The 24,478-nt window shown below is 64.6% G+C and carries 23 protein-coding genes; 18 read left to right on the forward strand and 5 right to left on the reverse strand.

Annotated elements, in window-relative coordinates:
* Positions 1 to 19: 19 nt before the first annotated feature.
* From ACSYAO_RS07020 to ACSYAO_RS07045, 6 genes are all read left to right on the forward strand, one after another.
* Positions 20 to 946: a lytic transglycosylase domain-containing protein gene (locus ACSYAO_RS07020; protein ID WP_049463568.1), complete on the forward strand. Its 927-nt coding sequence runs from the start codon at positions 20 to 22 to the stop codon at positions 944 to 946.
* 200 nt (positions 947 to 1,146) lie between these two features.
* Positions 1,147 to 1,767, forward strand: coding sequence for a ubiquinol-cytochrome c reductase iron-sulfur subunit (gene petA / locus ACSYAO_RS07025; protein WP_010486121.1), 621 nt, complete (start codon positions 1,147 to 1,149; stop codon positions 1,765 to 1,767).
* Entirely contained in the window at positions 1,767 to 3,026 is a 1,260-nt protein-coding gene (locus tag ACSYAO_RS07030) for a cytochrome b (RefSeq protein WP_032128877.1), read from the forward strand. The genes petA and ACSYAO_RS07030 overlap by 1 nt, the downstream gene beginning before the upstream one ends.
* Positions 3,019 to 3,768, forward strand: a complete 750-nt coding sequence (locus ACSYAO_RS07035) for a cytochrome c1 (RefSeq protein ID WP_032128878.1) — start codon at positions 3,019 to 3,021, stop codon at positions 3,766 to 3,768. The genes ACSYAO_RS07030 and ACSYAO_RS07035 overlap by 8 nt, the downstream gene beginning before the upstream one ends.
* 134 nt (positions 3,769 to 3,902) lie before the next feature.
* A complete protein-coding gene (locus ACSYAO_RS07040; protein ID WP_005408842.1) occupies positions 3,903 to 4,538 on the forward strand; it encodes a glutathione S-transferase N-terminal domain-containing protein in 636 nt (211 codons plus the stop codon).
* Between the two features lie 84 nt (positions 4,539 to 4,622).
* Complete coding sequence (locus tag ACSYAO_RS07045) at positions 4,623 to 5,075, forward strand: ClpXP protease specificity-enhancing factor (protein WP_019659028.1); 453 nt, start codon at positions 4,623 to 4,625, stop codon at positions 5,073 to 5,075.
* A gap of 85 nt (positions 5,076 to 5,160) precedes the next feature.
* Here ACSYAO_RS07045 and ACSYAO_RS07050 read toward each other — a convergent pair whose 3' ends face one another.
* The 4 genes from ACSYAO_RS07050 to ACSYAO_RS07065 form a co-directional block, all read right to left on the reverse strand.
* A complete protein-coding gene (locus tag ACSYAO_RS07050) occupies positions 5,161 to 5,511 on the reverse strand; it encodes a DUF3301 domain-containing protein (RefSeq protein WP_049423257.1) in 351 nt (116 codons plus the stop codon).
* Between the two features lie 67 nt (positions 5,512 to 5,578).
* Positions 5,579 to 6,580 (reverse strand): DUF2272 domain-containing protein, encoded by a 1,002-nt coding sequence (locus ACSYAO_RS07055; RefSeq protein ID WP_134951966.1) that lies wholly within the window; start codon positions 6,578 to 6,580, stop codon positions 5,579 to 5,581.
* Between the two features lie 75 nt (positions 6,581 to 6,655).
* Positions 6,656 to 7,507: a carboxylating nicotinate-nucleotide diphosphorylase gene (gene nadC, locus ACSYAO_RS07060; RefSeq protein WP_049463565.1), complete on the reverse strand. Its 852-nt coding sequence runs from the start codon at positions 7,505 to 7,507 to the stop codon at positions 6,656 to 6,658.
* Positions 7,504 to 7,773, reverse strand: a complete 270-nt coding sequence (locus ACSYAO_RS07065; protein ID WP_005408847.1) for a Trm112 family protein — start codon at positions 7,771 to 7,773, stop codon at positions 7,504 to 7,506. The genes nadC and ACSYAO_RS07065 overlap by 4 nt, the downstream gene beginning before the upstream one ends.
* A gap of 58 nt (positions 7,774 to 7,831) precedes the next feature.
* Here ACSYAO_RS07065 and purE point away from each other — a divergent pair, with 58 nt between their 5' ends.
* From purE to ACSYAO_RS07080, 3 genes are all read left to right on the forward strand, one after another.
* Complete coding sequence (gene purE / locus ACSYAO_RS07070) at positions 7,832 to 8,335, forward strand: 5-(carboxyamino)imidazole ribonucleotide mutase (protein WP_005412808.1); 504 nt, start codon at positions 7,832 to 7,834, stop codon at positions 8,333 to 8,335.
* On the forward strand, positions 8,332 to 9,480 hold the full coding sequence (locus ACSYAO_RS07075; protein WP_032128885.1) for a 5-(carboxyamino)imidazole ribonucleotide synthase: 1,149 nt from the start codon (positions 8,332 to 8,334) through the stop codon (positions 9,478 to 9,480). The genes purE and ACSYAO_RS07075 overlap by 4 nt, the downstream gene beginning before the upstream one ends.
* A gap of 112 nt (positions 9,481 to 9,592) precedes the next feature.
* Positions 9,593 to 9,934 carry a carboxymuconolactone decarboxylase family protein gene (locus ACSYAO_RS07080; protein WP_004152082.1) on the forward strand — a complete coding sequence of 114 codons (342 nt, stop codon included), beginning with the start codon at positions 9,593 to 9,595 and terminating at the stop codon, positions 9,932 to 9,934.
* A gap of 114 nt (positions 9,935 to 10,048) precedes the next feature.
* Here ACSYAO_RS07080 and ACSYAO_RS07085 read toward each other — a convergent pair whose 3' ends face one another.
* Positions 10,049 to 10,627: a superoxide dismutase gene (locus tag ACSYAO_RS07085; protein WP_032128886.1), complete on the reverse strand. Its 579-nt coding sequence runs from the start codon at positions 10,625 to 10,627 to the stop codon at positions 10,049 to 10,051.
* A gap of 120 nt (positions 10,628 to 10,747) precedes the next feature.
* On the opposite strand from ACSYAO_RS07085, the gene grxD reads away from it, so the two are divergent.
* From grxD to ACSYAO_RS07130, 9 genes are all read left to right on the forward strand, one after another.
* A complete protein-coding gene (gene grxD / locus ACSYAO_RS07090; protein WP_049463564.1) occupies positions 10,748 to 11,068 on the forward strand; it encodes a Grx4 family monothiol glutaredoxin in 321 nt (106 codons plus the stop codon).
* A complete protein-coding gene (locus ACSYAO_RS07095; protein WP_049399918.1) occupies positions 11,065 to 11,841 on the forward strand; it encodes an SDR family NAD(P)-dependent oxidoreductase in 777 nt (258 codons plus the stop codon). The genes grxD and ACSYAO_RS07095 overlap by 4 nt, the downstream gene beginning before the upstream one ends.
* 232 nt (positions 11,842 to 12,073) lie before the next feature.
* The gene (locus tag ACSYAO_RS07100; RefSeq protein WP_080355163.1) at positions 12,074 to 15,322 is read left to right on the forward strand and encodes a TonB-dependent receptor; all 3,249 of its coding nucleotides are present in this window, start codon (positions 12,074 to 12,076) and stop codon (positions 15,320 to 15,322) included.
* A gap of 252 nt (positions 15,323 to 15,574) precedes the next feature.
* Positions 15,575 to 16,963 (forward strand): nucleotide 5'-monophosphate nucleosidase PpnN, encoded by a 1,389-nt coding sequence (ppnN, locus tag ACSYAO_RS07105; protein ID WP_197655538.1) that lies wholly within the window; start codon positions 15,575 to 15,577, stop codon positions 16,961 to 16,963.
* A gap of 161 nt (positions 16,964 to 17,124) precedes the next feature.
* Positions 17,125 to 17,640 (forward strand): GspH/FimT family pseudopilin, encoded by a 516-nt coding sequence (locus tag ACSYAO_RS07110; RefSeq protein ID WP_049399921.1) that lies wholly within the window; start codon positions 17,125 to 17,127, stop codon positions 17,638 to 17,640.
* A complete protein-coding gene (gene pilV, locus ACSYAO_RS07115; protein WP_049399922.1) occupies positions 17,637 to 18,107 on the forward strand; it encodes a type IV pilus modification protein PilV in 471 nt (156 codons plus the stop codon). Before ACSYAO_RS07110 ends, pilV begins: the two co-directional genes overlap by 4 nt.
* A gap of 53 nt (positions 18,108 to 18,160) precedes the next feature.
* Entirely contained in the window at positions 18,161 to 19,288 is a 1,128-nt protein-coding gene (locus ACSYAO_RS07120; protein WP_440566734.1) for a PilW family protein, read from the forward strand.
* A 100-nt stretch (positions 19,289 to 19,388) separates the two neighbouring features.
* Entirely contained in the window at positions 19,389 to 19,787 is a 399-nt protein-coding gene (locus tag ACSYAO_RS07125; RefSeq protein ID WP_440566736.1) for a pilus assembly PilX family protein, read from the forward strand.
* Positions 19,784 to 24,475, forward strand: a complete 4,692-nt coding sequence (locus ACSYAO_RS07130) for a pilus assembly protein (RefSeq protein WP_134951441.1) — start codon at positions 19,784 to 19,786, stop codon at positions 24,473 to 24,475. The genes ACSYAO_RS07125 and ACSYAO_RS07130 overlap by 4 nt, the downstream gene beginning before the upstream one ends.
* The last annotated feature ends 3 nt before the right edge of the window (positions 24,476 to 24,478 follow it).

A 24,478-nucleotide genomic window follows, 5' to 3' on the forward strand; every position in this document is an offset into this window, starting at 1 on the left:
AGCTGGGACACTCGCCGCCATGAAGGGGATACTGGGGACAACGGCGATCATCATCGCTGCGCTGACCGCTGCGCCGGCCAGCGCCGGAACCCTGTACAAGTGCCAGGGCCCTGACGGCGTCACCAGTTATGTGAGCAAGCGGGTGGCCGGTGCGCGCTGCAGCACCATCAGCTACAGCCGCGACACCCGTCCGGCGCCGCGCCCGGTGGTGGCCGCGCCAAGGCCGACGCCGACCGCGGTGGCCAGCATTGAACGCAATCCGGTGGCCGTTGCCGCGAGCGCCGCAACGCCGGCAGCGGCCGCGCCGACACCCGCATCCGCGCCCGCAGCTGCTCCAGCACAGCCGGTCGCCCCGCGCGCCGGACGCATGGTCAGCGGCCAGGTCTATTCCTTCATGAAGGACGGCGTGCGCCACTACACCAGTGCGCGCCCGACCCAGGTGGCCAACCTCGGCCCGGTGCGGACCATCCGCTACAGCTTCATGGAGCGCTGCTACGCGTGCGGGGTCAATCCACGCGTGGACTTCGGCACCGTGCGCCTGAACACCTCGGCCTTCCAGGCCGAGATCACCTCGGCCGCGCGCGAGTTCGGCGTGGAAGAGGCTGTGGTGCGCGCGATCATCCACGCCGAGTCGGCCTACAACCCGACCGCGCTCAGCCGCGCGGGTGCGCAGGGCCTGATGCAGCTGATGCCGCCGACCGCTGCCCGCTTCGGGGTCAGTGATTCCTACGATGCCGGGCAGAACATCCGTGGCGGCGTGCAGTATCTTGCGTGGCTGCTGAAGCGCTTCAATGGCGATCTGACTCTGGCGGCGGCGGGCTACAACGCCGGCGAAGGCGCGGTCGACCGTCATGGTGGCGTACCGCCCTACAGCGAAACCCAGTACTACGTGCGCCGGGTCGGGCAGCTGGCCGAGCGTTACCGCACCGCATTGACGCACCAGTAGTGCCGGCCGCTGGCCGGCAACCCCTGGGCAATGGCCGGTACCGACCGGCCGCTGGCCGGCAACCCCGCAATCAATGTTGTTGCAATGCGTTGTGTGGCGCGCGACGGTTCCGCTACACTCGACCGTGATTCAATGCGGCTCTGGCCCCCACCGGATCCGCTGGCAGCCTTAAAGCTACCTAATCAATATCGGAGTGCCGGATGGCCAACGATGGGGTACACGATCCAGTCAACACCGGACGTCGGCGTTTTCTTTCTGCCACCACAGCCGTGGTGGGCGCCGTCGGCGTCGGATTCACCGCAGTTCCTTTCATCAAATCCTGGAACCCCAGTGCCCGCGCCAAGCTTGCCGGCGCACCGGTGGTGGCCGACATCAGCGCCCTGCAGGAAGGCCAACGCCTGATCGTGGAATGGCGTGGCCAGCCGATCTGGATCGTCAAACGGTCCAAGGCGATCCTCGATGCGCTGCACGGGCTGGATGGCCGTCTCAAGGACCCCGAGTCCGGCGAGAAGGACCAGCAGCCGGAGTACGTGCTGAAGCAGAACCCCGAGCTGCGCTCGATCAAGCCGGACATCTCCGTGCTGGTCGGCCTGTGCACGCACCTGGGCTGCTCGCCGGAAATGGTCGCCGAGATCCGGCCTGAACCCTACGACCCGCAGTGGAAGGGCGGTTACTTCTGCCCCTGCCACAAGTCGCGCTTCGACATGTCCGGCCGCGTCTTCAAGGACGTGCCGGCGCCGATCAACCTGAAGGTGCCCGCGCACCACTACCAGGACGACAACACCATCATCATCGGTGTCGATCCGCAGGGGGCTGCCTGATGGCCAATATCCTCAGCCGTACCGCCAGCGGCGTGGCCGACTGGGTCAATGCCCGGGCACCGGGCCTGATGCCGGTGTACCGCAAGCACGTCAGCGAGTACTACGCGCCGAAGAACTTCAACATCTGGTACTACTTCGGTTCGCTGGCGCTGCTGGTGCTGGTCAACCAGATCGTCACCGGCATCTTCCTGACGATGCACTACAAGACCAACGCCGCCGAGGCGTTCGGTTCCATCGAATACATCATGCGTGATGTGGAGTGGGGCTGGCTGATCCGCTACATGCACTCCACCGGGGCCTCGCTGTTCTTCATCGTGGTCTACCTGCACATGTTCCGCGGCCTGCTGTACGGCAGTTACCAGAAGCCGCGCGAGCTGGTGTGGATCCTGGGCATGCTGATCTACCTGGTGCTGATGGCCGAAGCGTTCATGGGCTACGTGCTGCCGTGGGGCCAGATGTCGTTCTGGGGCGCCAAGGTGATCATCTCGCTGTTCGGCGCGATACCGGTGATCGGCAACGGCCTGACCGAATGGATCATGGGCGACTACCTGCCCAGTGACGCCACGCTCAACCGCTTCTTCGCGCTGCATGTCATCGCATTGCCGCTGGTGCTGTTGCTGCTGGTGGTGCTGCACCTGGGCGCGCTGCACGAAGTGGGTTCGAACAATCCCGATGGCGTGGAGATCAAGAAGGGGCCGAAGGGCAACCGCTGGTCGCCGAACGCCCCGGCTGACGGTATCCCGTTCCACCCGTACTACACGCTCAAGGATGGCGTCGGCGCCGGTTTCCTGCTGATCATCGCCGCCTTCATCATCTTCTTCGCGCCCGGTTTCGGCGGCCTGTTCCTGGAGCACGACAACTTCACCGAGGCCAACCGCCTGGTGACCCCGGAGCACATCAAGCCGGTCTGGTACTACACGCCGTACTACGCGATGTTGCGCGTGGTGCCGAACAAGCTGGGCGGCGTGCTGGTGATGTTCTCGGCCATCGCGATCCTGTTCCTGGTGCCGTGGCTGGACAAGGCGAAGGTGAAATCGGTGCGCTACCGCGGCTGGATCTCGAAGGTGATGCTGGGCGTACTGGCGGTGTGCTTCGTCTGGCTGGGCGTGATCGGTTCCGGCCCAGGCACCGACGTGCACGAGACCTACATCGGGCGGGTACTGACCTTCCTGTACTTCGCGTTCTTCATCACCATGCCGCTATGGACAAGGTTGGACAGGACCAAGCCGGTACCGGAGAGGGTGACCACCCATGACTGAACGCTGGATGGTCCGGCTGGCCCTGACGGCCGCCCTGATGCTGGGCAGTTTCCTGGCCTCCGCCGCCGAGGGCGGCACCAAGCTGCTGCAGGCCGGCAACGATCTCGGTGACCGTGCCTCGCTGCAGCGCGGCGCGCAGCTGTACATGAACTACTGCTCCGGCTGCCATGCGCTGAAGTACCTGCGCTATTCGCGGATGGCGCAGGATCTGGGCCTGACCGAGGAAGAGGTGATGAACAACCTCAACTTCACAGGCTCGGCGATCGGTGACCCGATTCCGGTGGCGATGCCCAAGGAGAACGCCGAGAAGTGGTTCGGCAAGATGCCGCCGGACCTCAGCCTGATCGCGCGCGTGCGCGGCAGTGACTGGGTCTACACCTACCTCAAGTCGTTCTACCTGGACAGCAGCCGGCCGCTGGGCTGGAACAACGCGCTGTTCGCCAACGCGTCCATGCCCAACCCGCTGTGGGAAATGCAGGGCCTGCAGCATGCCGTGCATGGCAAGCCGGAGGCGCCGGGCATGGACCCGCCGGTGACCGGCCTGCGCCTGGAAACGCCAGGCAACGTCGATGCCGGACAGTACGACCAGGCCGTGCGTGACATCACCAACTTCCTCGAATACGCCGGCGAACCGGCCGCGCTCAAGCGCCAGCAGCTGGGCGTGTGGGTGATCCTGTTCCTGGCCCTGCTGACCTTCCTGCTGTACCTGCTGAAGAAGGAATACTGGAAGGACGTTCACTGAATCTGCCGCCGGCCATCGCACGGGCCTATTGGCTTTTGTGATGGTCGGTTGCACACTCGGGGAGGAGTCGATCGCTGGCACGGTGCCGGCGGCGCCGATGCGGCAGGCGGTCTCCTGTCGTGGGAGAGCCTTTGATGGCGGCGAGCGTACGCATGCGCAATACACTGACGCTGTTTTCCTCGAACGACGACGTACTGTGCCACCGTGTACGCCTGGTCCTGGCGGCCAAGGGTGTGACCTTCGACTTCGTTCCGGTCGATCCACAGAACCCGCCTGAAGACCTGATCGACCTCAATCCGTACCACTCGGTGCCGACCCTGGTCGAGCGCGAGCTGGTGCTGTACGCGGCGTCGGTGGTCAGCGAATACCTGGACGAGCGCTATCCGCATCCGCCACTGATGCCGGTTGATCCGCTGTCGCGTGCCCGCATCCGGTTGGCCATGCTGCGCATCGAGCACGACTGGGTGCCGCAGGTGCAGGCCATCCAGCTGGGCAACAAGACCCAGGCCGAGGCCGGTCGCAAGCGCCTGAAAGAACTGCTGACGGCCTCGTTGCCACTGTTCAAGGCCAGCAAGTTCTTCCTCAACCCGGAAATGAGCCTGGCCGACTGCGCGATGGCGCCGATCATCTGGCGCCTGCAGTCGCTGGATGTGCCGCTGCCGAAGGACGGCAAGGCGATCGAGGACTACGGCAACCGCATCTTCCGCCATCCCGGTTTCGTCCGCAGCCTGACCGATCAGGAAAAGAAACTGCGCGATCTGCCGGTCTGATCCGGCCCCGCATTAGCCGTCTGCACGCCGACCGGCGTGCAGGCGATCCGCCCCGGCGGGGCGCCGGGCGCGTACACTTCACGCATGACCGAAGACTTCTTCCACATGACCAGCCACCGCCCGTACCTGCTGCGGGCGCTGGTGGAATGGATCAACGACAACCAGCTGACCCCGCACATCCTGGTCGACGCCGGCGTCCCCGGCGTGCAGGTCCCGCCTTCGGCGGTCAAGGATGGCCGGGTTGTGCTCAACATCGCCGAACGCGCTGTCGTGCGGCTGATGATCGACAACGAGATGGTGAGCTTCTCGGCGCGCTTCTCCGGCACCAGCTACCCGGTGCAGGTGCCGATCAGTGCCGTGCTGGCCGTCTATGCCCGCGAGACCGGGCAGGGCATGGCACTGCCGGATGACATTCCGGGCAGCGAAACCGCGCCGACCAGCGACGAACTGCTGCACGAGGAAGGCACGCCGCCGGACGATACCCCGCCGGCCAGTCCGCCGCCCAAGGGTCGCCCGAACCTGCGCGTGGTCAAGTAATCCCTCTGACGCCGCCCCGATGGGCGGCGTTTTCCTTTACAGGATTTACCGGTGGGTGCCGACCGTTGGTCGGCGCTCAAAGCCCTTAGACATCCTCGGCATCCTCCGCATCCGGCCGGATCTGGCTGATCCGCGCCGCGCCCGGGCCAGTGAACGAGATCAACTGGTCGCCGCGCAGCACCATGCGGCCCACGTGGCGATCGATGCCATCGTAGGAATACTCGAACTTGAACGTGCGCTCGAAACCGAGCCGGCCATCCTCGCCGCGCGACAGGCGCAGGCCGGTGGCATGCACTGCCTGGTCCAGCCATTGCACGTCGGCTGCGCGGCAGGCATTGCGTCCCAGCTCGACCGCGCGCTCGGCGGCCGAACGCGCAGCGTTCCAGAAGAAGTAGATGATTCCGCCGGCAATCAGCAACAGCAGCAGGGTGGGCATGGCGTCAGCCGTCAGAGGTCGGTTCCGCAAAGATGGCGGCGAACGTGCGCTGGATCAAGCGCTGGATTCACCGCCGCGGCTGCGGTTCGCTGGATACCGGTTGCGCGGGCACGATGACCGGTTGCGGTGTCGGGGCGGGCTGCATCGGCGTCGCAGTGGGCGAGGGCATCACCAGCGGTGATGTGGCGGTCAACTGCAGCAGTGCTGCCCAGTCCTGGCGGTTGAAGCTGCATTCGTCCTCGCGGCCCGGCGTGCAGCTGGGGTCGATGCCGGTGCTGTTGCGTTCGCGCGCGGGCGGCAGCTTGATCAGCCCGGTGCGGTCCAGCTGCAGCAGCCGCATCGCCACGGTGTTCATCACGTTGCCGCCGACCAGGTACAGGGTCTGGTCGCCGCCAAGATTGGCCGCTACCACCACTTCGCAATGTGATTTCCAGTGGCCCACCGAGCCATTGCCCAGTGCCTGCACCAGCCCGCTGTAGCTGAGCGTGGTGCTGCGGTCGCGCAGGAAGCACAGCAGGTCGCCCGGTGCGGGCTTTGCGGTCGCGGGATCGACCAACCGGTACGGCACGCCCGAGGGGCCGGCCTGGTACGCGGCACGGATGTAGTCGATGTGGCGTGGCGAGGTGTTGAAGCCGGGAACGCCGGACTGCACCATCACCCAGGAAATGAACGCGGCCGACCAAGGGTTGTCGACCAGGAAGGCGCGGCAGTCGCTGTCGGTGTAGCGCGTGCCCAGCGGTGCCAGGCAGCTGCTGGCGCCGGCGATGCTGCCCATTGCGTTGAGCGTGCCGCTGTTGCGCCAGTAGCCGGCCACGCGCTGCCAGGCGATCAGGCCGTTGTCGGCCAAGTGATCGCTTTCGGCCTCGGTGACACTGAGGCTGGCGGCGCGGCCATCGCGATCAATGAAGGGCCGGAACCACAGCCGGTGCTCGTTGCAGGCGGTATTGCGGATGGCCACCGCCAACGGGCTCAGGCCGAAGCGGGGCGGCACATCGCAGGCTTCGGCGGCCGCTGCGGACAAGGGGGCTGCGGCCAGCAGCAGGCAGGCAGGCAAGAGCATCCGGCGCATGCGCGGCTCCTGTGGGGGATGACCGCAGCGTCGCAGCGCTGTCGTGAACGCCGGGTGTGAGAACCGGGTCAGGCCTCAGCCCGGCGGCGGGCCCAGCTTCAGCGACAGATCAATCGCCTGCACGTGCTTGGTCAGGCCGCCAATGGAAATGCAGTCCACGCCGTCCTCGGCGATCGAACGCAGGCCACCCAGTCCGACGCTGCCGGAGACTTCCAGCGGGATGCGGCCCGCCGTGATGCGCACCGCCTCGCGGCGCAGGTCGGGGCTGAAGTCATCCAGCAGGATGCGTTCGCAACCAGCCTCCAGCGCCTGGCGCAGCTGCGCAAGATCCTCGACCTCGACCACCAGCGGCAACCCAGGCCATTGCCGGCGTGCGGCAGCCACGGCTGCGGCCAGTGAACCGGCAGCGCGGATGTGGTTTTCCTTCAGCATCACCGTGTCGTACAGGCCGAAACGATGGTTCTCTCCACCGCCGCAGCGCACCGCGTACTTCTGTGCCAGGCGCAGGCCGGGCAGGGTCTTGCGGGTGTCGAGGATGCGCGTGCCGGTGCCGGCCACGGCCGCCACGTAGCGCGCGGTGGTCGTGGCGGTGCCGGACAGCGTCTGCAGGAAGTTCAGCGAAGTGCGCTCGGCGCTCACCAGGCTGCGGCTGCGCCCGTGCAGCAGCGCCAGTACGGTGCCGGCGGTGACCGTGTCGCCCTCGGAGACATGCCATTCGATGCGCACGTCCGGATCGAGTGCGCGGTGGGTGGCGTCGAACCAGGGGCGGCCGGCGATCACCCCGTCCTGCTTGCACAGCAGGTAGGCGCTGTCGGCCTGGTCGGGCAGCAGGGCGGCGGTGACGTCGCCGCTGCCCAGGTCCTCGGCCAGCGCACGCGCGACATCGGCGGCGACAACGGCCGCATCCGGCGTCGGCAGCGCGCTCATGCGGCCGGGAAGTCGGCGATCTGGGCGGTCGGGATGGCTTCCTCGGCCAGCAGCACCGGGATGCCGTCGTCAACGCGGAACACCTGCTTGCGGTCGCGGGTGACCAGCGCTTCGCGCAGCGGCTGCGCCAGCGGGTTGCCATCGGCCTTGTTCACCGCGCCGGCGGAAATGGCCTTGTTGAGGGCTTCCAGGCCCTTGCCATCCAGCAGGGACAGGGGCTGGCGGGTGTCCGGTGACACCAGCAGGTCGAGCAGCTTGCGATCCATGGTTCTTCGTCTTGCGTGGAAGATGGCTAGAATACGTCTTTAAGGCAGGTGACGGCCAATGACCCCCAACCCGATCGCGCCGCTTGTCGGCATCGTCATGGGTTCCCGTTCCGACTGGGAAACCATGCAGCACGCCGCCCAGAAGCTTGAAGCTCTGGGTGTTCCGTTCGAAGTGAAGGTAGTGTCCGCGCATCGGACGCCGGATGTGTTGTTCAGTTACGCCGAGCAGGCGGGCCCGCGTGGCCTGCGCGCGATCATCGCCGGTGCCGGCGGGGCCGCGCACCTGCCGGGCATGATCGCCGCCAAGACCGCCGTTCCGGTGCTGGGCGTGCCGGTGCAGTCCAAGGCCCTCAACGGCATGGATTCGCTGCTGTCGATCGTGCAGATGCCAGCCGGCATCCCGGTCGCCACCTTCGCCATCGGCAATGCCGGCGCCTCCAACGCCGCGCTGTTCGCCGCCGCAATGCTGGCCAGTGACCAGCCGGCGATCGGCCAGGCGCTCGACGCGTTCCGCGCACGCCAGACCGAAGACGTGATGGCCCACGACGATCCGCGCCAATGAGCCTGACCGTAGGCATCCTGGGTGGCGGCCAGCTCGCCCGCATGATGGTACTGGCCGGTGCGCCGCTGGGATTGCGCTTCGAACTGTACGACCCCGCAGCCGACGCCTGCAGCGGCCCGCTGGCGCCGCTCACCGTCGGTGCCTTCGATGACCGCCAGGCGCTGGCGGATTTCGCGGCCAAGGTCGACGTGGTCACGTTCGATTTCGAGAACGTGCCGGCCGACAGCGCGCAGTTCCTGGCCGACCGCGTGCCGGTCTACCCGCCGCCGGCCGCACTGGCCGTGGCCCAGGACCGGTTGAGCGAGAAGACCCTGTTCCAGCAGCTGGGCATTCCGCTGCCGGCCTTCGCTGACATCCGCAGCCGTGACGAGTTGGCCGCGAAGGCTGCCGAGTTCGGTCTGCCGTGCATCCTCAAGACCCGCCGCCTCGGTTACGACGGCAAGGGGCAGTTCCGCCTGCGCAGCGAGGCCGACATCGATGCCGCATGGGATGCGCTGGGTGCGCAGGTCGAGCGTACTGGTCTGATCCTGGAAGGCTTCGTGGCCTTCCAGCGGGAGGTCAGCGTGGTTGCCGTGCGTGGCCGCGATGGCAGCTTCGAGGCCTGGCCGGTCACCGGCAACTGGCACGTCGACGGCGTGCTGTCGGCCAGCGTGGCGCCGGCCGTGTTGTCGGCCGCCGAGCACGAGGCAGCGATCGGCTATGCCCGTCGCGTCGCCGAGCACCTGCAGTATGTCGGCGTGTTCGCGCTGGAGCTGTTCTGCCGCGATGGCGAGCTGTTGGCCAACGAGATGGCGCCGCGCGTGCACAACTCCGGCCACTGGACCATCGAAGGCAGCGAGACCTCGCAGTTCGAGAATCACCTGCGCGCTGTGCTGGGCCTGCCGCTGGGCAGCACCCGCATGCTCGGCCATGCCTGCATGCTGAACTGGCTGGGCGCGATGCCGGACCCGGCGCCGGTGCTGGCCCAGGCCAGCGGCCACTGGCACGACTACGGCAAGGAGCCGCGTGAGGGCCGCAAGGTCGGTCATGCCACGCTGCGCGATGATGCTGCTGATGCACTGGCCGATGCACTGGACCAGGTGGGTCTGGAGCTGGGTCGCCAGGCCCAGGTGGCGCCGGCGGTACACGCGCTGCGCAACCGCTGAACCCGGTAGCGCCGGCCGCTGGCCGGCAATGCAACGATGTGGCGCGCCGGTGCAGGCATCGGCGCAACATTCCCGGTGGTAGCGTGGAGCTCCTTTCACAGGAGTCACGACCATGCTCGACTGGAATGCCTACCGCAAGGAACTGAAGGGCCGCATCGGCGAGATCGGCAAGCTCTCGCCGGATACGGTCAAGGGCTATGCCACCCTGGCCAATGCCGGCGCGCAGACCAACCACCTGGATGCCAAGACCCGCGAGCTGATCGCGCTGGCCGTGGCAGTGACCACCCGCTGCGACGGCTGCATCACCGTGCATGTGGATGCAGCGCTGAAGCACGGCGCCAGCCGCGAGGAAATCGCCGAGGCGCTGGGCGTGGCAGTGTCGCTCAATGCAGGCGCCGCGCTGGTGTACTCGGCACGGGTGATGGACGCGGTGGCCGCGCACGAGAGCGCGTGAAGCTCCGTACTGTTTCCCGGTAGTGTCGGCCGCTGGCCGGCAGATCGGGTATGTTCGTGCGCGTATGGGGATGCCGGCCAGCGGCCGGCACTACCCCGTGGCGGAGCCGCTGCCTCAGCGCAGCTGGCTTTCGGCGAATTCCCAGTTGACCATCTGCCAGAACGCGTCCAGATAGCGCGCGCGATCATTCTGGTAGTCGGTGTAGTAAGCGTGCTCCCAGACGTCGCAGCACAGGAGCGGGGTGCTTTCGCCGGTCAATGGCGTGCCGGCGTTGCGGGTGGCCTGCAGGCCCAGCTGCCCGCCCGGATGCTGCACCAGCCACACCCAGCCCGAGCCGAACAGGCCCAGTGCGGTGCGGTTGAATTCCTCGCGCAGGCGCTGCACGTCGCCGAACTGGCGCTTGACCAGCTCGCCCAGCCGCCCCTGCGGCTCACCGCCGCCGCGCGGGCGCAGGCACTGCCAGTAGAAGCCATGGTTCCAGGCCTGTGCGGCGGCATCGAACAGCGTGCCCTGGGCGTGGCGGACGATCTCTTCCAGTGACGCTTCCTCCCACTCGGTGCCGAGGATGCCGGCGTTGACGGCATCCACGTAGGCGCGATGGTGGCGGCCGTGATGCAGTTCCACGGTCTGTGCGGACAGATGCGGCTGCAGGGAGCCGGAAAGGTAGGGCAGGGCAGGCAATTCGACAGGCATGGACAGGTTCGTGGCCAGGGGGCGGCGGCAGCCGGTTCCATCCGCTTACAATGGCGGCTACCGTGGGCAGTCTAGCCGACCATCACGGTCGGTTTGTCCGGCGAAGCAAGGAGTGTGGTTGTGGCGGTAATGCAGCAAATCCAGGCCGAGGTCGATCGTTACCCGCTCGTGCTGTTCATGAAGGGCACCCCGCAATACCCGATGTGCGGCTTCTCCAGCCGCGCCATACAGGCATTGATGGCGGCCGGCGCGGTCACCCTGCGCACCGTCAACGTGCTGGAAGAGCCCGAGATCCGCGCCAACCTGCCGCGCTTTTCCAACCTGCCGACCTTCCCGCAGCTGTTCATCAACGGTGAGTTGATCGGTGGCTGCGACATCGTGCTGGAGCTGTTCGAAGCCGGCGAGCTCAAGCGCATCGTCGAAGAGGCGACCCAGGGATGAGTGCCTGGCCATCGACGTCACCGACCGACGGGGCGCTCGATGGCCGCCCGTTGCAGGATCGTGTGGTGCTGGTTGCAGGCGCCGGCGGTGGCTTGGGCAGTGCGGCGGCCGTTGCGGCCGCAGCGGCCGGTGCCACCGTGGTCCTGTTGGGCCGCAAGCCGCGCCGCCTGGACCGTGTCTATGCCCAGGTCCAGGCGGTCGGCCCGGAACCCCTGCTGTACCCGCTGGACCTGGAAGGCGCCGGCCCCGATGACTATGCCGAGCTGGCCCAGGCCCTGCAGCGCGAGCTGGGGCGGCTGGACGGCCTGCTGGTCTGTGCCGCCCACTTCCCGGGCCTGACCCCGTTCGAGCTGGCCGACCCGGCCAGTTTCGCCCGCGCGGTGCACGTTACCCTGACCGCGCCGGCCTGGCTGGCCCAGGCCTGCCTGCCACTGCTGCGGCAGCGCGAAGATGCGGCGCTGGTGTTTGCGGTCGATGCCCCTGACCGGGTCGGGCAGGCTTACTGGGGCGGTTACGGTGTGGCCCAGCATGGCCTGCGTGGCCTGATCGCCAGCCTGCACGACGAACTCGGCCGCAGCCCGGTACGGGTCAGTGGCCTGTACCCCGGCCCACTGCGCACAGCCCTGCGGGCCCGGGCGTATTCCGTCGACCAGGACCCGGCCGCCCAAGGCCCGGAGGCCGCCGCCGCTGCGGCCGTGACCCTGTTGTCCGGTGCTGGCGCCACCTGGCGCGGCCGGATTCTCGATGCCAGCGGGGCGTCCCCGGCCGAGTGAGCGCCGGGGAAAGGCGGAGTGAAGAACCCGTCACGATTGCGTTGCGATCCGGTGCCGTTTGTCGCACAACCGTCACATTGATGGCGTAGCGTGTTAATCTAGTGTTAACCGTTGTGGCTTCCTTCAGCCAAGCGGTAGGGAACCCCAGATAAATGTCCGACCAGCCACCCGCAGGGCTGTTTGGATGCGCTTTTTTTCCGCCATCGCCAACTCGCATCGAGGCTACCGAAAAATGACCCACCCACTCCGGATGTCCAAGCTCACCCTTGGTCTCGTGGCTGCGCTCGCCGCCGCTCCCGCCTTCGCCCAGAGCACCTCTGCCGGTGTCGGCGGCCAGGTGATGTCCTCTGCAGGCCAGCCTGTCGCTGGCGCTGAAGTCACCATCACCCACACCGAGTCGGGCACCGTTTCGCGTGCCACCACCGACGCGTCGGGTCGTTACAACGCGCGCGGCCTGCGCGTGGGTGGCCCGTACACCATCACCATCACCAAGTCCGGTGAAGGCACCAAGACCGAAGAAGGTGTCTACCTGAACCTGAACCAGGTCAACACGGTCAACGCCAGTCTCGGCGGCGACCTGGCCGCCACCAACCTGGACGCCGTGAACGTTGTCGCCACCGCCGGCGGCCTGGACCTGTTCAGCGCCACCAAGATGGGCAGCGGCACCAACGTGACGCGCGAAACGATGGACGCGCTGCCGTCGGCCAACCGCAACATCCAGGACTACATCCGCCTGGATCCGCGTATCTCGCAGGTCAGCAAGGCTGACGGCGCGATCTCGGCCGGTGGCCAGAACACCCGTTACAACGCCATCCGCATCGACGGCATCAGCGCCTCCGATCCGTTCGGCCTGGGCTCCAACAACCTGCCGACCGAGCGTCAGCCGGTGTCGATGGACGCCATCCAGGAAATCAACATCGACCTGGCCAACTACGACACCACCATCGCTGGTGGTACCGGTGCGGTGATCAACGCCGTGACCAAGTCGGGTACCAATGAATTCCACGGCACCGTGTACGGTTCGTACCGCGACAAGGACATGGTCCGTTCGCGCCTGGAAGGTGACAAGCAGGACTTTAACGGCTTCAAGGACGAGAAGACCTACGGCATGACCTTCGGCGGCCCGATCGTCAAGGACAAGCTGTTCTTCTTCACCAACTACGAAAAGTACGAGCGTAGCGGTGGCGGCGTCAGCCTTGGCGAAAGCCCCTACAACAAGGCTGGCGGCATCAGCGATGCTGATATCGCCCGCGTCCAGAAGCGCATGTCCGATCTTGGCTATCAGGTCGGCGGCGTCGGTGCGCTGAACAACAAGACCGAGATCGAAGAGTACGCGGTCAAGCTGGACTGGAACATCAACGAGAACCACCGTGCGGCCTTGCGCTACAACAAGATGAAGCAGGACGTGGTGCGTTTCCCGAAGGTCAGCAACAGCGAAATTTCGCTGAGTGACTTCTGGTACACCCAGCCGACCGAGTATGAGACCTGGATGGGTGAACTGTTCAGTGACTGGTCCGAGAACTTCTCGACCGAGTTCAAGGTCTCGCACAAGGACTACTCGTCCAACCGCGTTGCCGCTTCGCACCTGCCGCAGATCCGCGTCCGCTTCGACAACAACAATTCGCTGTACCTGGGTACCGAGCAGAACACCCACACCAACCTGGTCGAGTCGAAGGAACTGAGCGCCTTCGGTGCCGGTACCTGGTATGTCGGTGACCACACCGTCAAGTTCGGCTTTGACTACACCGACAACGACCTGATGAACTTCTACGGTCGCAACCTGTACGGCGCGTATGAGTTCGCCAACCTGGCTGCGTTTGAAGCCGGCACCCCGTCCGCGTACCAGGTGCGCGTGCCGCGTGCTGGTGGCAGCCTGGATGACATTCCGGCGAAGTTCCACCTGAAGAACACGGGTCTGTTCATCCAGGATACCTGGGCGATCAACTACAACCTGAGCCTGATGTTCGGTGTCCGCGTTGACATGCCGGACTTCAGCACCCAGCGCCTGTACAACCCGCGCATCGAGCAGCTGTACGGCTTCAACAACACCAAGCTGGTCGACAAGAAGCTGTTCCAGCCGCGCGTCGGCTTCAACTACACCTTCGATAGCGACCGCCCGACCCAGCTGCGCGGTGGCGTGGGCCTGTTCGGCGGTGCTGCCCCGAACGTGTGGCTGGCGGGTGCCTACCAGAACACCGGCCTGAACTACGCCGAGTACAACCTGACCCGCAATCCGGGTGGTTTCAGCTTCGATGCTGACAATCCGTTCATCCCGGACCCGTCGCTTGCTTCGGCACGTCAGAACGTCGACCTGATCGCTCCCGGTACCCGCCTGCCGTCGGTCTGGAAGGCCAATCTGGCCTTCGATCACGAACTGCCGTGGTACGGCATCGTGGCGTCGGCCGAGCTGCTGGTCACCAAGGTCAAGGATGGTCTGTACTTCGATCGTCTGGACGTCATGACCCCGAATGCCAACCGCTCGGTTGGTCAGGACGGTCGTGCGCTGTACTGGAACGACTACGGTATGAACGGTGCCAATGCTGGCTCGAACGGCATGCAGGCTGGCCAGAAGAACGGTCGTGCCTGCTCGGCCACCGATCAGACCTGCCCGAGTGACCGTGTCAACCGTCCGAGCGATATCGGCGACGTGATCCTGCTGCGCAACACCGACAAGGGTCGTGGTTCCCAGGCTACGTTCTCGCTGGCCAAGCCGCTGACCGAGAACTGGGGCTGGTCGCTGGGTTATACCTACACTCAGGCGAAGGAAGTGAGCCCGCTGTCCAGCTCGCAGAACACCTCGAACTGGAACAATACGCTGAGCCTGAACGCCAACGACAACGTTGCGTACAACTCGCGCTATGCGATCAAGGACCGCATCACCGGTACCCTGGAGTGGAAGCACAACTTCTTCGGTGACAATGCCACCCGCGTCGGCCTGTTCTATGAAGGCCGTTCGGGTCGTCCGTACAGCTACGTGTTCTATAACGACGTGAACGGCGACGGCGCAGGCACCAACGATCTGTTCTACGTGCCGAAGGGCCCGGGTGACGTGATCTTCACCGGCGGCGCCGACATGGAGAAGAAGTTCTTCGAATGGCTGGCGCAGAATCCGGAGCTTGATGCCTACCGTGGCAGCGTGGTCCCGGCCAACGCGCACCGCGCCAAGTGGGTCAACAGCTTCGATGTCCGCATCAGCCAGGAGTTCCCGGGCTTTGCGAAGACCCACAAGGGCGAGATCGCGCTGGACATCATGAATGTCGGCAATCTGCTCAACAAGAAGTGGGGTCTGATCGACGATTACGGCTTCTACGCCACCCGTCGCGTTGCCAACTACTCGGGTATCGACCCGGCTACCGGCAAGTACCTGTACAACTTCACCGGCCGTACCGACAACTCGTCGATCCAGGAAAACAACAACGACAAGGGCAACACCGCCGTGTCGCGCTGGTCGATGCAGCTGACCGTGAAGTACAAGTTCTGATCCGTCAGAGCCTGAAGCAGTAAGTGAAAACGGCCGGGGAAACCCGGCCGTTTTCCGTTCATGCGAAAGTCCTTGCAGGTCACCTGGCATCGGCGTAGCATCCGGAAATGTGCGCGGTGCCAACGCCGCCGATGCGGTCCCGGAAAGGCGAACGCGGGAAGCACACATCCAACGGTCGGGCTTCCCGGCCGTTTTGCTTTTTAAGGGGGCGGCAGTACAGTCGGAAACCTTGAAGGAAGCGAAAAATTGGACATGACCACGAACGAAAAATCAGCCCGTGCATTGCCGGTGCAGGACGCGCGGATCTACCCGCGCGGTGGGCTGGATGTGCTGTCGCGGGCCGAAGTGGCCCGCCTGCGCGATGCGTCTGCCGGCGGTATGCACGAGCTGCTGCGCCGCTGCGCGCTGGCCGTGCTGACCAGCGGCAGTGCCTCTGACGATCCGCGCGCAGCGCGCGATCTGTATCCTGATTTCGACATCCAGGTGGCGCAGCAGGATCGCGGCGTGCGCATCGATCTGGTCAATGCACCGGCGATGGCCTTCGTCGATGGCGAGATCATCCGCGGCGTCGCCGAACTGCTGTTCGCCGTGGTGCGTGACCTGGCCTACATGGCCATCGAGATGGGCCCGGCCTACGCGGCCGAGCTGGAGTCGTCCGAGGGCATCACCAACGCGGTGTTCGGCCTGCTGCGCAATGCGCGCATCCTCAACCCGGGCGACCCGAACCTGGTCGTGTGCTGGGGTGGCCATTCGATCTCGCGCGACGAGTACCTGTACACCAAGCAGGTGGGTTATGAGCTGGGCCTGCGCGGCCTGGACATCTGCACCGGCTGCGGTCCAGGCGCGATGAAGGGCCCGATGAAGGGCGCCACCATTGCCCACGCCAAGCAGCGCCGCACCGTGACGCGCTACATCGGCCTGACCGAGCCGGGCATCATCGCGGCCGAGTCGCCGAACCCGATCGTCAACCACCTTGTGATCATGCCGGACATCGAGAAGCGCCTTGAGGCCTTCGTCCGCATCGGCCACGGCATCATCGTGTTCGCCGGTGGCGTCGGCACCGCCGAGGAAATCCTGTACCTGCTCGGCATCCTGCTGCGCGAGGAAAACAAGGACCTGCCGTTCCCGCTGATCCTGACCGGCCCGACGGTGGCAGCGCCGTACTTCGAGCAGATCGATCGCTTCATCCGCCTGACCCTGGGCGATGCAGCCGCCGAGCGCTACGAGATCGTCATCGGCGACCCGGTGGCGGTGGCAAAGAAGATGGCCAACGGCATCAAGCGCGTGCGTGAGCACCGCCTGGCACAGAAGGACTCGTTCTTCTTCAACTGGTCGATCGAGATTCCGTGGGAGTACCAGCAGCCGTTCGTGCCGACCCACGAGGCAATGGCCGCGCTGGACCTGCACCACGGACGTGCCCCGCACGCGCTGGCGGCCGACCTGCGCCGGGCGTTCTCGGGCATCGTTGCCGGCAACGTGAAGGAAGACGGCATGCGCCGCATCGAGCAGTTCGGGCCGTTCCAGATCCACGGTGACCCGGACATGATGCAGGCCCTGGACTCGCTGCTGCGCGCCTTCGTCGAACAGCGCCGGATGAAGATCTCCGGCGAGTACCAGCCCTGCTACCAGGTGCTGGCCTGAGCCTGCGCCGGCGCGATGGGGATCGCGCCGGGACAGGCAGGGGAGGGCGGGCCGTCAAGGCGTTGACGCCCGTCACCCCGGAATGACCGTTCATCCTGCCGCCGCTTGCCGGTGGCAGGGCGATGGCCCATCGTGGCCATCAACACGCTGGGGAGCGTCCAATGTCTTTGCGCCGGCAAAACGGCTTTACGCTGGTTGAGTTGATGGTCACGGTTGCCGTGCTGGCGATCCTGAGCACCATCGCCTATCCCAGCTTCCAGAGCACGATCCGCTCAAATCGTGTGGCCACGACGACCAACGAACTGATCGCGTCGCTGGCACTTGCCCGTTCCGAGGCAATAAAGAACACGCATGGTGGGGCTGTATGCGCATCCACAGCGGGCAAAGAATGTGATGGCAGCAGCTGGACCGACGGCTGGATGGTCTGGGAGGATCGCAACGGTAACGGGTCGCTTGATTCCGGTGAGAACGTGCTGCGCTACAGCGAAGGTCGCCCGACCATGAAGTCCGCAACTGAAACGTTGACCATCGGCTTCGATGGACGTGGCCGCAATCGCGCCAACGCGGAAGTGGATGTGACACTTCGCCCTGAGAAGTGTGGCGACCAGCCCCTGCAGCGGACGCTACGCATATCGCCTACGGGACAGGTCCGGCTGTTGAAGGAGAGTTGCTCATGAGAAGGATCGGCTTCCAGCCTCACCGTACCGCGCAGGGGGGCTTTACCCTGATCGAGGTCATGATCGCGATCCTGGTGATGGGTATCGGCCTGCTGGGCTTCGCGCTGCTGCAGACGATGAATGTACGGTTCGTGCAGAGCGCGAACTACCGCACCCAGGCCACCAACCTGGGGTACGAGCTGCTTGATCAGATCCGGGCCAACCGGATCAACGCGCTCAGCTATGCCGGTACCTATGCTGCTACCACTGGCAAGGGGGACTGCGCGCCGTCCATTGGCAAGGATATCGGCAAGGATGACTTCACCCGCGACTGGCGCTGTCGCCTGGGCCGCGCACTGGGTGACTCGGCATCCGGAACGGTAACCGTCAATGACGGTCGGGTACGGGTGTCGGTCAGTTGGGGCGATGAGCGTTGGAATCCCGATTCGAAGGCTGACACCACCTTTGCTGCCGAGAGCCTGCTGTGATGACCAGAATGCGCTCCCGCCAAACGATGAGTGGCCTGTCGTTGATCGAGTTGATGATCGCCCTGACCATCGGCCTGATCATCATGCTGGGCGTGGTCCAGGTGTTCGCCGCTTCACGCACGGCCTACCAGCTGTCTGAAGGGCTGGCGCGGGTCCAGGAGAACAGCCGTTTCGCGATGGATTCCCTGCAACGCGAACTGCGCATGGCCGGACACTTCGGCTGCGTGAATGATCAGGCGCATGATCCGCAGGGCACCTTGGCAACCACCTTCGCTGGGGGAGGCCACCCCGCGCTGGACTTCGCGCGGTCGATCCAGGGCTACGAAGCAACGGATACCAAGCCGGGCGACACAGTGACGTTGGCGGCAACGCCGTCAACGGGGGGCAACAAGTACTCCCCGGCGTTGCCGAGTGAGTTCGCCGCGGCCATCAAGAACCGGGTCGACGGCAGCGATATCGTCGCTCTGCGCTATCTGGTGCCGACCGGTGTGCCGGTCACGGCGGTAGCCGGAACGGTTGCCCAGCCGGTTTTCAGTTTTGATCCCAAACGTCTTGCCGTGCTTGATAGCGGAGTTACCGAACCGGGGCTGTTCGGTGTGGCTGACTGCATTTCCGCCACGGTCTTCCAGGCTCGTGCGATCGATGCAAAGGCCGGCACCGTGACGGTGGGCACTGCACCCAACAACGACGTGGCCATCGCCCGCAACTACGAGCCCGGCCAGGCGGTGCTGTATCGCGCCGAGACGTCGATCCTGTACGTGGGCTACGACGCTACGACCAAGCAATCGTCGTTGTATCGCCTTCGTTTCACCGCCAAGCCCGGTGCTGCCCTGGTGGCGGGACCGGCAGAGGCGCTGGTCGAAGGCGTGGAGAACATGCAATTGCTGTATGGCCAGGATCACGGTCTGAGCACGGTGTCGCCCACCGGCTACATTGATCGCCAGGGTACCGCGACCGATGTTCAGGCCTCCATCGTGCCGGCCTCGCGTGGCTGGCAACGTGTGGGCACGGTGCAGCTGGGGCTGGTGGTATCCAGTCCAGATCCGGCCGCATCTGTCCAGGCCAGTTCGAGTGCGCCGCTGACCGCGCTCGGCGTGACCTATACCGCGCCCTCTGACGGCCGCATGCGCGCCGCCTACCAGAGCACGATCGCTCTGCGCAATCGCCTGTATGGCAACTGAGGCCACCATGCGTACCCATCCCGCCCGCCGCCGCTCTCTGCATTCACCGCGTTCCCAGCGGGGCGCGGTGCTGTATGTCGTGCTGATCATGCTTGTACTGATGGCCCTGCTGGGTATCGCCGGCATGCAGGTCACGAGCATGCAGGAACGGATGGCCGCCAACTATCTGCGCAGCAACGTTGCCTTCCAGAACGCTGAGGCCGACGCCCGGCAGACCGAGAAATCCATCGAGAAGGCACTGGCTGACGGGGGCATCTTCAAGGCCAACCAGGAGGAATGCAGTCCCTCCTACGATCCGCAGACGTGGGCCGATGGTCTCAGTGAAACCAAGTCCACCTACACGCGTCGCATCGACAAGTGCTTTGCGGCGTCCAGCCGGCGCACCGGCGGCCGACAGAACGAAGAAACCGGGAACATCTACCAGGTCACGGCGCTTGCCAGTGACGATCCCTCCAATGCGTCCGCCAGTGCGGTCATCGACACGATCTTCATCCCATGAACAGCGAGCGCCGTTTCCTTCGACTTCGTTCCTCCACCTGGCTGCGGGCCGGTGTGGGTGTTGTTGCGCTTGCGGGCCTTGCCGCGTTGATCATTCCACTGCAGGCCGCGCTTGGTGACTACGACATCGCGCAGGAGCCGCTGTACAGCAAGCAGAGCCAGCCGCCATTGATGATGATGGTGATGTCGCGCGACGAGCAGCTGTTCAACAAGGCCTACAGCGACTACAGCGACCTGGATGGGGACGGGGTGCTGGATATCACCTACCAAGACAAGTTCGATTACTCAGGCTACTTCGACTACAACCTCTGTTACTCGTACAACAGTGGTGTCTTCAAGGCCAATGCAGAGGCAAAGGGCGCCAACAAGCACAGTTGCAGCGGCGCGTGGTCGGGCAACTTCCTCAACTGGGTGACGATGAGTCGTCTGGATGTGATGCGCTACGTTCTGTACGGCGGTCAACGCTTCACCGATACGAAGGAAAAGACGGTGTTGGAGCGGGCACCGATCCCCAGCGATCTGCATGCGTGGGTCAAGGTCTACAGTGGGTCGAATCTTCGCGAGTTCGCCAACCTTCCTGGAAGCGGGACAGCTTTCAGCTTCTGCAGCGTAACGCGTTCGGACAAGGGGGCGCCCTTGATGCGTGTGGCAGAAGGTTCATTTACCGAATGGGCTTCGACTGCCAGCAATCAGTGCGATACCGGACGAGCCAGCAACGCCGATGGCTACGCCGACATTCCCCGCTCGACCTCGGTCCCAGACTACACGGTACGTGTCGAGGTGTGTGATGCCAACTCCACAGTGCGCGAGAGTTTCTGCCGCAAATACAACGATGGCATCACCGACCGCTTCAAGCCGGCTGGGCTGCTGCAGACCTACGGTGAGAGCGGGCGACTGCGCTTTGGACTCGTGACGGGAACCTACGCCAATCCGCGGGATGGTGGTGTCCTGCGGCGGAACATCGGCAAGATCGCGGGCAACGGTACGAAATTCTGCGGCACGGGTGATGAAATCGACCTGTCTACGGGGCAGTTCTGCTACCTGAACCTGACGGGAAGTGCCAAGGCCGACGACGAGGGGGTGATCAACGCGATTTCCAGCTTCCGTTTGGACAACTGGAACTGGTCCAACAATTGGAATGACTGCAACACCTACGGCATCCTCAATCGTCAGGACCAGAAGGGAAATGGCAACCTGGCCGACCCGGGAACCGGTGGCCAGAAGTGCAGCGCCTGGGGCAACCCGTTGGCGGAAATGTATGCTGAAGCACTGCGCTACATCACGGCGGGCTCCAAGATCTACAGCGACAGCGGAGATCTCAGCGGCCTGCCGACCAATATCGGCTGGAAGGATCCCTATCGCTTGCCCGCAGATGGAGGCAACTCCTATTGTGCGACCTGCAACATTCTGGTGCTGTCTTCGGGTCTGCCGTCCTTCGACAGTGATAACGTCGGTTCCGTGACCGGCCTCGCGTCTGCGGAGTCCGCGACCGATGCAGTCGGCACGGCCGAAGGAATCGCCGGCAAGAGCTACATGATCGGTCGCGTGGGTGATACACCGCGCGGTGCTTCGCTTGATACCCACAGTGATATCTGCCAGGGGCAGACAATCGGCAGCCTCAGCAAGGCGCGCGGTATCTGCCCGGACATTCCCTCCATGGAAGGCAGCTTCCTGATGGCGGGGCTGGCCAAAGCGGCCGCGGTGACCGATCTGCGCCCCAACGTGCAGAACAAGCCAGGTACGTACAAGGTCACTGCCACCACCTACGCCGTTGCCATGGCCGAGAATCTCCCGCAGTTCGAGATCGCGGTGGGCAACAGCAAGATCGGATTGGCTCCGCTCTGCCAGGCCAACAACACCGGTGGCGCAACGGCAGCGAGCGCTGGCTGGCGCAGCTGCTTCCTGGGCTCGGTCGGCATTGGCACCAAGCAGGCCAACGACACCGGCGGAAAGCTGGTCTATGGCCGTCCTTACCGTACAGATGCGAAGTCCGGCAGCTTCTCGCTGGTGTGGGAAGACTCCCTGTGGGGCAATGACCATGACAACGACGTCGTTGCCATGCTGAGCTACTGCGTGGGTGCGGCGTGCAACGACACCGGGGATTTCAACGACATCTGCTGGCGTGCTGATGCGAAAGTGAGCAACAGTGCTGCCGGCAATACACGACTGTGCAACTACACAACCGTGGTAAAGAATAGAGTGGAGAGCTGGATCGGTACGACCCTGGCTGGCAAGGTTGAAGAGGATGAGGTACTCGTCCGCATTGAGAACCTGTCGGCCTACGCGGGCAACGCAATGTTGACCGGCTACACGATCACAGGCTCGAATGCCTCCAGCACAGTGCAGCGTCTGGCGCTGCGCCCGGGCAACAGCAATGGCTCTGTGCTGACCAGCACAAATAACTTCCGCGATGATTGGCAAAAGCCGGTAGTCATCAAGTACAAAGCCTCTACCACTGCCGCTGGCCAGCTTGAAAGCCCGCTCTGGTATGCCGCCAAGTACGGTGTCCCGGCCGGTAAGAAGTGGGACAGCAAGAAGCCAGGCGTGCCGGATAACTACTTCCTGGCACGCAATCCGACCAAACTGAAGGAGGCGTTGGAGGCGATCTTCAACAGTGCAGCGGAAGGTGATGCGCCGGTCGGTGGCAGCGGCAGTGGCGCGCGTATTTCGACCAACTCGTTCACCGTATCGTCCCACTACAGCGTGCCCTCGGGCACTGTGGACTGGACCGGTGATGTCATTGCCACCCAGGTCGACGGCCAGGGTGCGGATGGTGCCGTGCTGTGGAAGGCGTCCAGCAGCATCGGCAGTGCCACGCGCCGCATCTACATGGCGACGTCCCCCACCAGGACTGCGTCCGATGGCACGGTGACCCCGGTCAATGCGACCGAGTTCCTGGCCACCAATCTGCCGGGCACCGATGAGCGGGCGAAGCTGTCTGCGTTGGGATTCAGCGACTCGATTCCTGCCTGGTTCGGCAAGATGACCTCGACCAATCTGGTCAACTATCTGCGGGGGGCAGCGGTGAGTGGCCTGCGTTCGCGCACGTCGCCGCTGGGTGACATCGTCAATTCCACCACCGAGATCGTCTCCAAAACGGATGACTTCGGCTATGCAAGCTGGGCGAGGCAGTCGACAGTCAAGTGGAAGGCGACGCTGGGCACGTCTTATGACAGCTTCCTGAAAGCGAAGCGTGCGACATCAGGGCCGCCGACGATGATCTATGTTGGCGCCAATGACGGCATGGTGCATGGTTTCAACGGTTCGAATGGGGCGTCCGGCGGCACGGAAGAGCTGGCCTTCATTCCCTCAGCTGCGATGCAGCACATCGCTGAGCTGGCCAATCCCAAGTATGGGCATCGCTACTATGTGGATGGCCCACTAACGTCGTCCGACGTCTACTACGGGGATGCCTGGAACACGGTGCTGGTGGGCACTACGGGTGGTGGTGGGTCCAGCAAGGCGCCCAATGCGGCGAGCGTAGGCAATGGCTCTGTGTTCGCGCTGAATGTCAGCGATCCGACCGCGTTCGGTGCATCGAGTGTGTTGTGGGAAGTCTCGGGCAAGACGGAGTCGGATCTTGGGTTCGTGCTGGGCAAGCCGGCTGTGGTGGCGGTGAAGGGCGCCGATGCCAATGCTGCGCCGCGTTTCGTCGCGATCTTCGGCAATGGCGTCAACTCCACCAGCGGCAAGGCAGCGCTGTTCGTGGTCGATATCCAGACCGGCAAGGTGCTCAAGCGGCTTTCGCCGGTAGGTGCCAAGTACGCGGCACGCAACGGCCTGATCAACATCGCCACGGTGGCGTTGAAGAACAATGACGGCATCACCGACACTGTGTATGGCGGTGACATGCAGGGCAATATCTGGAAGTTTGATCTTTCCAGCACCGATCCGGCCGATTGGAACATCGCCCTGTCTGGAACTCCGCTGTTCACCGCAACGCGCAACAACAGCCCGCAGCCGATCATGAGCGGCATCGAGATCAGCACGGGCCCAGGCGGTGGCATCAGTCTATTCTTCGGTACCGGTCAGTATTTCGCCGCCGATGACAATGCGGTCAGCAGCACTTCGCCAGTGCAGTCGCTGTATGGCATATGGGACAACCTCGCCAGTGCGGTTGGCACGCGCGACAACCTGGTACAGCAGGTGATCACTACTGGTACATCGGCCAGCGGCTATCAATTGCGTGATGTCACCCGCAATGCGGTGAACTACGGTTCGGCCCGCGGTTGGTACGTGGACCTGCAGGCCGGATCGGCAGTCGAGGGCGAGCGCTTCGTCGGCAACCCCCGTGTGCAGAACGGCATCGTGTTCTTCACGTCCTATGTGCCGGGTACCGCCATCTGCGGCAGCGGCGGTGGCGTGAACTGGCTGTACGGTCTCAACCTGCTGACCGGTGGTGGCCAGATGTCCGGCCTGAGCCCAACGATCGGCGGAGAAGCGCTGTGCACCGGCAACTGCGGTGGTGTCGCCCTGACCAAGAAGGGTGACCTCAGCCAAGGGCCGCCAGTGAAGGACACCAACATCTTTGTGCCCAAGCTTACGCCCTGCAAACCAGGCGACACGGGATGCACGGTCGACAAGATGCTGCAGGCCAGCCAGTGTACGTTCGTGCTGCGTGCGGCCGGCGCCGATCCGCTTTACATGCCTCGGCCCTGTGGACGACAGTCGTGGCGGCAGATCCGTTGATGA

Source organism: Stenotrophomonas sp. STK16_22, from assembly GCF_051984505.1.
GTDB classification, from domain to species: domain Bacteria; phylum Pseudomonadota; class Gammaproteobacteria; order Xanthomonadales; family Xanthomonadaceae; genus Stenotrophomonas; species Stenotrophomonas maltophilia_A.

Bases quoted from the DNA above. Each gene is read 5' to 3' on its own strand.
- ACSYAO_RS07100 (WP_080355163.1), top strand. From the start codon at position 12,074: ATGACCCACCCACTCCGGATGTCCAAGCTCACCCTTGGTCTCGTGGCT.
- ACSYAO_RS07125 (WP_440566736.1), top strand. From the start codon at position 19,389: ATGGCCCTGCTGGGTATCGCCGGCATGCAGGTCACGAGCATGCAGGAA.
- ACSYAO_RS07055 (WP_134951966.1), bottom strand. From the start codon at position 6,580: ATGCGCCGGATGCTCTTGCCTGCCTGCCTGCTGCTGGCCGCAGCCCCC.
- ACSYAO_RS07040 (WP_005408842.1), top strand. From the start codon at position 3,903: ATGGCGGCGAGCGTACGCATGCGCAATACACTGACGCTGTTTTCCTCG.
- purE (WP_005412808.1), top strand. From the start codon at position 7,832: ATGACCCCCAACCCGATCGCGCCGCTTGTCGGCATCGTCATGGGTTCC.
- ppnN (WP_197655538.1), top strand. From the start codon at position 15,575: ATGACCACGAACGAAAAATCAGCCCGTGCATTGCCGGTGCAGGACGCG.
- ACSYAO_RS07110 (WP_049399921.1), top strand. From the start codon at position 17,125: ATGTCTTTGCGCCGGCAAAACGGCTTTACGCTGGTTGAGTTGATGGTC.
- ACSYAO_RS07050 (WP_049423257.1), bottom strand. From the start codon at position 5,511: ATGCCCACCCTGCTGCTGTTGCTGATTGCCGGCGGAATCATCTACTTC.
- ACSYAO_RS07120 (WP_440566734.1), top strand. From the start codon at position 18,161: ATGATCGCCCTGACCATCGGCCTGATCATCATGCTGGGCGTGGTCCAG.
- ACSYAO_RS07035 (WP_032128878.1), top strand. From the start codon at position 3,019: ATGACTGAACGCTGGATGGTCCGGCTGGCCCTGACGGCCGCCCTGATG.
- petA (WP_010486121.1), top strand. From the start codon at position 1,147: ATGGCCAACGATGGGGTACACGATCCAGTCAACACCGGACGTCGGCGT.
- ACSYAO_RS07130 (WP_134951441.1), top strand. From the start codon at position 19,784: ATGAACAGCGAGCGCCGTTTCCTTCGACTTCGTTCCTCCACCTGGCTG.
- ACSYAO_RS07020 (WP_049463568.1), top strand. From the start codon at position 20: ATGAAGGGGATACTGGGGACAACGGCGATCATCATCGCTGCGCTGACC.
- ACSYAO_RS07075 (WP_032128885.1), top strand. From the start codon at position 8,332: ATGAGCCTGACCGTAGGCATCCTGGGTGGCGGCCAGCTCGCCCGCATG.
- ACSYAO_RS07080 (WP_004152082.1), top strand. From the start codon at position 9,593: ATGCTCGACTGGAATGCCTACCGCAAGGAACTGAAGGGCCGCATCGGC.
- nadC (WP_049463565.1), bottom strand. From the start codon at position 7,507: ATGAGCGCGCTGCCGACGCCGGATGCGGCCGTTGTCGCCGCCGATGTC.
- ACSYAO_RS07095 (WP_049399918.1), top strand. From the start codon at position 11,065: ATGAGTGCCTGGCCATCGACGTCACCGACCGACGGGGCGCTCGATGGC.
- ACSYAO_RS07045 (WP_019659028.1), top strand. From the start codon at position 4,623: ATGACCGAAGACTTCTTCCACATGACCAGCCACCGCCCGTACCTGCTG.
- ACSYAO_RS07065 (WP_005408847.1), bottom strand. From the start codon at position 7,773: ATGGATCGCAAGCTGCTCGACCTGCTGGTGTCACCGGACACCCGCCAG.
- ACSYAO_RS07085 (WP_032128886.1), bottom strand. From the start codon at position 10,627: ATGCCTGTCGAATTGCCTGCCCTGCCCTACCTTTCCGGCTCCCTGCAG.
- pilV (WP_049399922.1), top strand. From the start codon at position 17,637: ATGAGAAGGATCGGCTTCCAGCCTCACCGTACCGCGCAGGGGGGCTTT.
- ACSYAO_RS07030 (WP_032128877.1), top strand. From the start codon at position 1,767: ATGGCCAATATCCTCAGCCGTACCGCCAGCGGCGTGGCCGACTGGGTC.